Annotated in this window: 6 protein-coding genes and 1 pseudogene; 2 read left to right on the top strand and 5 right to left on the bottom strand. The window is 67.5% G+C overall.

Translation table 11 applies throughout. From position 1 onward, the window contains the following. The 3 genes and pseudogenes from AS93_RS0116670 to AS93_RS0116660 all read right to left on the bottom strand — a co-directional run. Positions 1–1,205 (bottom strand): annotated as a pseudogene (locus tag AS93_RS0116670) (5-methyltetrahydropteroyltriglutamate--homocysteine S-methyltransferase); the annotation flags it as partial. A gap of 249 nt (positions 1,206–1,454) precedes the next feature. Continuing rightward, positions 1,455–1,790, bottom strand: a complete 336-nt coding sequence (locus tag AS93_RS0116665) for a YajD family HNH nuclease (RefSeq protein WP_027591649.1) — start codon at positions 1,788–1,790, stop codon at positions 1,455–1,457. 91 nt (positions 1,791–1,881) lie between these two features. Next, on the bottom strand, positions 1,882–2,436 hold the full coding sequence (locus tag AS93_RS0116660; protein ID WP_027591648.1) for an O-antigen ligase family protein: 555 nt from the start codon (positions 2,434–2,436) through the stop codon (positions 1,882–1,884). A 130-nt stretch (positions 2,437–2,566) separates the two neighbouring features. Between AS93_RS0116660 and AS93_RS0116655 the strand changes: the two genes are divergently transcribed. Beyond that, the gene (locus AS93_RS0116655; RefSeq protein WP_027591647.1) at positions 2,567–2,998 is read left to right on the top strand and encodes a universal stress protein; all 432 of its coding nucleotides are present in this window, start codon (positions 2,567–2,569) and stop codon (positions 2,996–2,998) included. 35 nt (positions 2,999–3,033) lie between these two features. Here the strand turns inward: AS93_RS0116655 and AS93_RS0116650 are convergent, their stop codons facing one another. Continuing rightward, entirely contained in the window at positions 3,034–3,465 is a 432-nt protein-coding gene (locus AS93_RS0116650) for a group II truncated hemoglobin (RefSeq protein ID WP_027591646.1), read from the bottom strand. A gap of 92 nt (positions 3,466–3,557) precedes the next feature. On the opposite strand from AS93_RS0116650, the gene dgt reads away from it, so the two are divergent. Continuing rightward, complete coding sequence (dgt, locus tag AS93_RS0116645) at positions 3,558–5,024, top strand: dGTPase (protein ID WP_027591645.1); 1,467 nt, start codon at positions 3,558–3,560, stop codon at positions 5,022–5,024. A gap of 91 nt (positions 5,025–5,115) precedes the next feature. Here dgt and AS93_RS19650 read toward each other — a convergent pair. After that, positions 5,116–5,596: methyl-accepting chemotaxis protein (locus AS93_RS19650; RefSeq protein WP_037009766.1), on the bottom strand; the 481-nt coding region annotated here is incomplete at its 5' end.

The following is a 5,596-nucleotide window of genomic DNA, read 5'->3' as shown; positions in this document are numbered from 1 at the left end:
GCCTGCACCGCCGGATCGTGGATGCGTGGCGAGGCCGCGCGCGCCGCTTGCACGGCGCGGCTGTCGGCCAGCGCCTGTTGCACGCGCGCCGACTGCGGATCGCGCAGGGCCTCGGCCAGCACGGCGATTTCCGCGCACTTCTGCACGGCGAAGGCCAGCCAGCCCTTCAGCTCGGCATCCAGCCGATCCTCGCGATCCAGATCCACCGGGCTGTGCAGCAGCGAACAGGAGGAGCCCACCCACAGCCGCTCGCCCAGGCGCGCCTGCGCCTGCTCAAGCACGGCCAGGGCCTTGTCGAGATCGGTGCGCCAGACGTTGCGGCCATCGACCACGCCCAGCGACAGCACCTTGTAGGCCGGCAGCCAGTCAAGCACCACCGGGAACTGCTCCGGCGCCCGCACCAGATCCACGTGCAGGCCATCCACCGGCAGGCCGGCGGCCAGCGCCAGGTTGTCCTCCAGGCCGGCGAAGTAGGTGGCGATCAGCTTCCTCCCGGGCTCGCGCTGCAGCAGGTTGTAGGCGCGCTCGAAGCCGGCCTTCCAGGCCTGCGGCAGGTCGAGACCGAGGATCGGCTCGTCGATCTGCACCCAGTCCACGCCCAGCGTCTTCAGGCGCTGGAGGATTTCGCCATACACCGGCAGCAGGCGTTCCAGCAGGTCGAGGCGCTCGAAGTCGCCGCCCTTGCACTTGCCCAGCCACAGGTAGGTCAGCGGGCCGATGATCACCGGCTTGACCGCATGGCCCAGCGCAAGGGCTTCGGCGACTTCCTCGAACAATTGCTCCCAGCTCAGCCGGAACGTCTGGTCGGCGGTGAACTCGGGGACCAGGTAGTGGTAGTTGCTGTCGAACCACTTGGTCATTTCCTGGGCATGGGCGCCGCCGCAGCAGCCGCCGCTGACACCGCGCGCCATGGCGAACAGGGTGTCCAGGCTCGGCAGGCCGCCATCGTTGGGGCGGAAGCGCTCGGGGACCACGCCGAACATCAGCGAATGGGTGAGCACCTGGTCATACCAGGCGAAATCGCCGACCGGCAGCAGGTCGATGCCGGCGTCCTTCTGCAGTTGCCAGTGTTCGGCGCGCAGCTGGCGGCCGACCTGGCGCAGGCCGGCCTCGTCCAGCGCGCCCTTCCAGTAGGCTTCGAGGGCTTTCTTCAGCTCGCGGTCGCGGCCGATGCGGGGGAATCCGAGGGTGTGGGCAATAGCCATGTGTACTCTCCAGTAACCGTGGCCGGCATTCTCGGCGCGCTGGAAAGCTGAAACAAACTCAAGATTCTATTGAGCAACACGAGATTAATTCATGAACGTAGGGCGCTCCGCGCTTTATCGGGCGCCGATCGAGGCCGCGCGGGGACAATCCATGGTTTGGTGTTCCGCCGTGGTCATCGCGGCCGACGCCGCTACGTAGGGCGGACAACGCCGTTCTTGTCCGCCGTTACGCACACAGGCTGGCGTGAGTTACTTCTTCAGCAGATCCGCCAGTCCGGCGAAGGCCTTGAAGGTTTCCTTCGGACCCTTGTCGCCGCCCGGGGTGGCCTCGGCGAAGTACTGGTTGTCGGTATAGCGCGAGTGCTCGTTGTCGTGACAGTACAGGCAGAGCAGCTCCCAGTTCGAGCCGTCCTCGGGGTTGTTGTCGTGGTTGTGGTCCTTGTGATGGACCGTCAGCTCGCTCAGGCGCTTGCCGGAGAATTCGCGGGCGCAGCGGCCGCACACCCAGGGGTACATCTTCAGGGCCTTTTCCCGGTAGCCCTGCTCGCGCTGGCTGTAGGGAATGTTCGATTTGCTGGTGCTCATGCGCAGTGCTCGATCAAGTGAGGAAACCGCCGCCCGGGCGGGGGGCGGCGGCTCTAGTTGACGTCTCTCGCCCGGCGGCGTCAATCCGTCTTCAGATCATCTTGCGCAAGCGGTTCAGACGTTGTTGGCCGGCGCTCAGCCAGTGCGGCAGTGCCGGGCCGGTGCCGGCCTCGCGCAATCCGGCGTGGCGCGCCATCACCACGCGCAGGGGCACCTCCTGCTCCGGCTCCACGTCGACGAACAGCACATGGCGACCCTCCTCCAGGGTTTTCTGCAGGGCCTGAAAATGCTGGTTGCGCCGCTGGAAACCGAAGAAACCGCTCTCCCACACCGAGAAACCGAACAGCACCAGCGCCAGGAACACGAACGGCGCCCAGCCGGCGCGGGTGGCGGTCCAGCCGGCCCACCAGGCCACCAGCAGCACCAGCACGGCGAGCGCCAGGCCTACCAGCGCGCCGCGCCAGCCCAGGTTGAACACGTCGGTCTTCATCACCGAGGGCACGCCATGCACCCGGTGCCGCTCGAGCTCTGCGTCCTGCTCGCTGAGCACGTGGATCTGCTCCGTGGGAATGCCGCTGGTTTCCAGCTCCCGTTCTAGGAGCTCCAGCTCATCGAGGGTGTCGCTGATGTAGTAGTGGCGGTTCATAGAGGCCTCCCAGAGCGGTTGCGAAAGCCTCCCTGCGGCAAATCGACACGCGGCCATGCCCAGCCCGCGCTCACGGTCGGACAGGCCGCTGGACTATCCTGTGCCTATAGACACAACAGGAGACGGAATAATGCGCAACGTACTGGTGGCATTCGACGGGTCGGACAGTTCCAAGCGGGCAGTCCAGTACCTGATCGACTTCGCGCGCGAACATTCGGCCACGCTGAACGTGCATCTGCTCAACGTGCAGCAGCCGCCCATCGTTTACGGCGAATACGTGACCGGTGAGCTCATCGAGCGCATGGAGCAGTCAGCAACCAGCCAGGCCCAGCACCTGCTCGACTGGCCGGCCGCGCAGCTGCAGGCCGCCGGCATCACCCACAGCCGCCACACCGCACAGGGCAACATCCCCGAGCAGATCGGCCTGGCCGTCGAGAAGCTGAGCTGCGACACCGTGGTGATGGGCACCCGGGGCCTGGGCAACTTCTCCGGCCTGCTGATGGGCTCGGTCGCCACCCGCGTGGTGCATGAAGTGCCGGTGCCGGTGCTGCTGGTGAAGTGATCGAAAGGGCCGACAAATCGTCGGCCCTTTTTGGTTCAGGGCTGCTCGCCGCGAGCCGCCAGACTGGCCTGGTGCACCCGCTCGGCCGGTACCCGCAACTGGGTCAGCAGGTACTCCGCGAAAGCCGGCGCATAATCCTGCCGCGCAATGGCCCAGGCCATGCAGGCCAGCCAGGCTTCCCGCTCCTCTTCACCGACCCGCCAGCGCGTGTGGAACGCCGGGATGCTGATCGGCCCGAAGCGCGCCGCATATTCCCTCGGCCCGCCGAGCCAACCGCTCAGGAAGGTCGCCAGCTTGTCCTTGGCCAGCTCCAGCGACTCGGGGTACAGCTGCCGCACGCAGGCGGCTTCGGGCAGCGTGTCCATCGCCCGATAGAAATCCTCGACCAGGCGCCGCAGGCCGGCCTGGCCGCCGGCGGCCTGGTAGGACGCGTCGCCGACGCCGAAAACAGGGGTAGCAGTGTTCATTGAGTGTCCCGCTCAAAACAGTCAGGGGCGCATGGTAGAGTCCCGGCGTCGCTCCACCAACCGGTTCATCCGCCTTGCCTTCGGAGATGCCCATGCCCGCTGCGCCCGACTTCCGCCAGACGCTGTCCGCCCAACGCCCCTACGAACGCCGGGCCGCGAGCGACGACCTGGCCTACCTGATCGACCAGCTGGAAAGCGACCGGGGGCGCATTGTGCACAGCGCGGCGGTGCGCCGCCTGCAGCAGAAGACCCAGGTGTTCCCGCTGGAACGCAACGCCGCCGTGCGCAGCCGCCTGACCCATTCGCTGGAGGTGCAGCAGACCGGTCGTTTCATCGTGCGCACCCTGTACAAGCAGCTGGGTTCGCGCGCGGCGGACTACGGGCTGGACGGGCTGGAATCCGTGCTGGAAAGCCTGGTGGAGATGGCCTGCCTGCTGCATGACATCGGCAATCCGCCGTTCGGGCATTTCGGCGAGTTCGCCATCGGCGAATGGTTCGAGCGCAACCTGGATACCCTGCTAGACGCTGCCCTGCCCGGCACCGCTGCGCAAGAGGAGCGGGTGGCCCGGCTGCTGCACGACCTGAAGACCTTCGAGGGCAACGCCCAGGGCATCCGCCTGGTGTTCCGCCTGCTGCGCCTGAACCTCACCTACAGCCAGACCGCCGCCATCCTCAAGTACGTGCGCTGTGCGGACACGCCCCGTCCGCCCAGGGGCACGCCTGGCGCCTACCTGCACAAGAAGCCCGGCTTCTATGTGTCCGAACAGGCCTTCACCCAGAACCTGTGGGCGGCGCTGGGACGCGCACCGGGCACGCGCCATCCGGCGGTGTACATCATGGAAGCGGCCGACGACATCGCCTACTGCCTGGCGGACATCGAGGACTCGGTGGAAAAGGGCTTCTTCGATCTCGACCAGCTGGCAACCGCGCTACTGGCCCGCTACCGGGAACTGGCCGACCCGGAGTCGCCCCTGGATGGCGGGCAATCCTTCCGCCAGCGCCTGGACTACGCACTCAAGCGCGCCGGCCAGGAACCGGTCAACCCGACCGGCGAGTTCTTCATCTGGCTGCGGGTGAACATGATCCACCCACTGGTGAAGCACGCCGCCGCGCAGTTCATCGCACAGATCGAGGCCGTGCATGCCGGCACGCTGGACCGCGCCCTGCTGGAGGACGGCAGTGCCGAGGCGGCCATCGTGCAGACCTTCAAGAGCGTGGCCGCCGACAAGGTGTTCTGCCACCGGGAAGTGGAGACCCTGCATCTGCAGGGTTATCGCATCCTGCAGGGACTGCTGGATTTCTACGCGCCACTGCTGCGGGCGCGGGCCGAGGAGTTTCGCGCGCTGGCCGCCGGCCGGCCATGCGGTTCGCCGCTTTTGCAGATGCTCACGCGCCGCCTGCCCAGCCAGCTACTGCGTGCCTACCTGGCGGCGGTGGAGGAAAGCGCCGGCGAGCCGCTGTGGGAGTTCTACCACCGCTGCCGGCTGCTACAGGATTTCGTCAGCGGCATGACCGACCAGCTGGCGCAGGACGAGTACCACACGCTGGCGGCGTTGTAGGGGAGCCACTCCCACAAACCCGGCCGGACCGGTACACCGCGGCGGTGCCCGGCGGCGGTCCTGGCCGCCGTCGCAGCGCGGCGTCGCCTGCCTACGCCTTGAACTGGTCCATCAGCGCCTGTTGCTGGTTGGCCAGGCCGTTGAGGGTCTGGCTGATACGTGCCGACTCCTCGGCCTGGCCGGTGAGGGTTTCGGTCACGCCGCGTACGCCGGCGACGTTGCGGCTGATCTCCTCGGCCACCGCGCTCTGTTCCTCGGCGGCGCTGGCGATCTGCAGGGTCATGTCGTGGATCACGCCGACCGCCTCGCCGATGCGACCGAGCGCCGTGACCGCCTCGGCCACCTGGCCGACGTTCTCCTGGGCCTGTTCGAAGCTGTCCTTCATCGAACCGGCCAGGCCGCGGGTATCGGTCTGCAGGGTCTCGATCACCGACTGGATCTCGCCCACCGATTCCTGGGTGCGCTGGGCCAGGCCGCGCACCTCGTCGGCCACCACCGCGAAGCCGCGTCCGGCCTCGCCGGCGCGGGCCGCCTCGATGGCGGCGTTGAGCGCCAGCAGGTTGGTCTGTTCG

Source organism: Pseudomonas sp. RL, assembly GCF_000647775.1.
Classification (GTDB): domain Bacteria; phylum Pseudomonadota; class Gammaproteobacteria; order Pseudomonadales; family Pseudomonadaceae; genus Serpens; species Serpens flexibilis.
This window is presented reverse-complemented; position numbering and strand designations above follow the sequence as displayed.

What these genes read in the sequence shown, in the direction of transcription:
- AS93_RS0116665 (WP_027591649.1), bottom strand. Translation starts at nt 1,790, where the DNA reads ATGAGCACCAGCAAATCGAACATTCCCTACAGCCAGCGCGAGCAGGGC.
- AS93_RS0116660 (WP_027591648.1), bottom strand. Translation starts at nt 2,436, where the DNA reads ATGAACCGCCACTACTACATCAGCGACACCCTCGATGAGCTGGAGCTC.
- AS93_RS0116655 (WP_027591647.1), top strand. Translation starts at nt 2,567, where the DNA reads ATGCGCAACGTACTGGTGGCATTCGACGGGTCGGACAGTTCCAAGCGG.
- AS93_RS0116650 (WP_027591646.1), bottom strand. Translation starts at nt 3,465, where the DNA reads ATGAACACTGCTACCCCTGTTTTCGGCGTCGGCGACGCGTCCTACCAG.
- dgt (WP_027591645.1), top strand. Translation starts at nt 3,558, where the DNA reads ATGCCCGCTGCGCCCGACTTCCGCCAGACGCTGTCCGCCCAACGCCCC.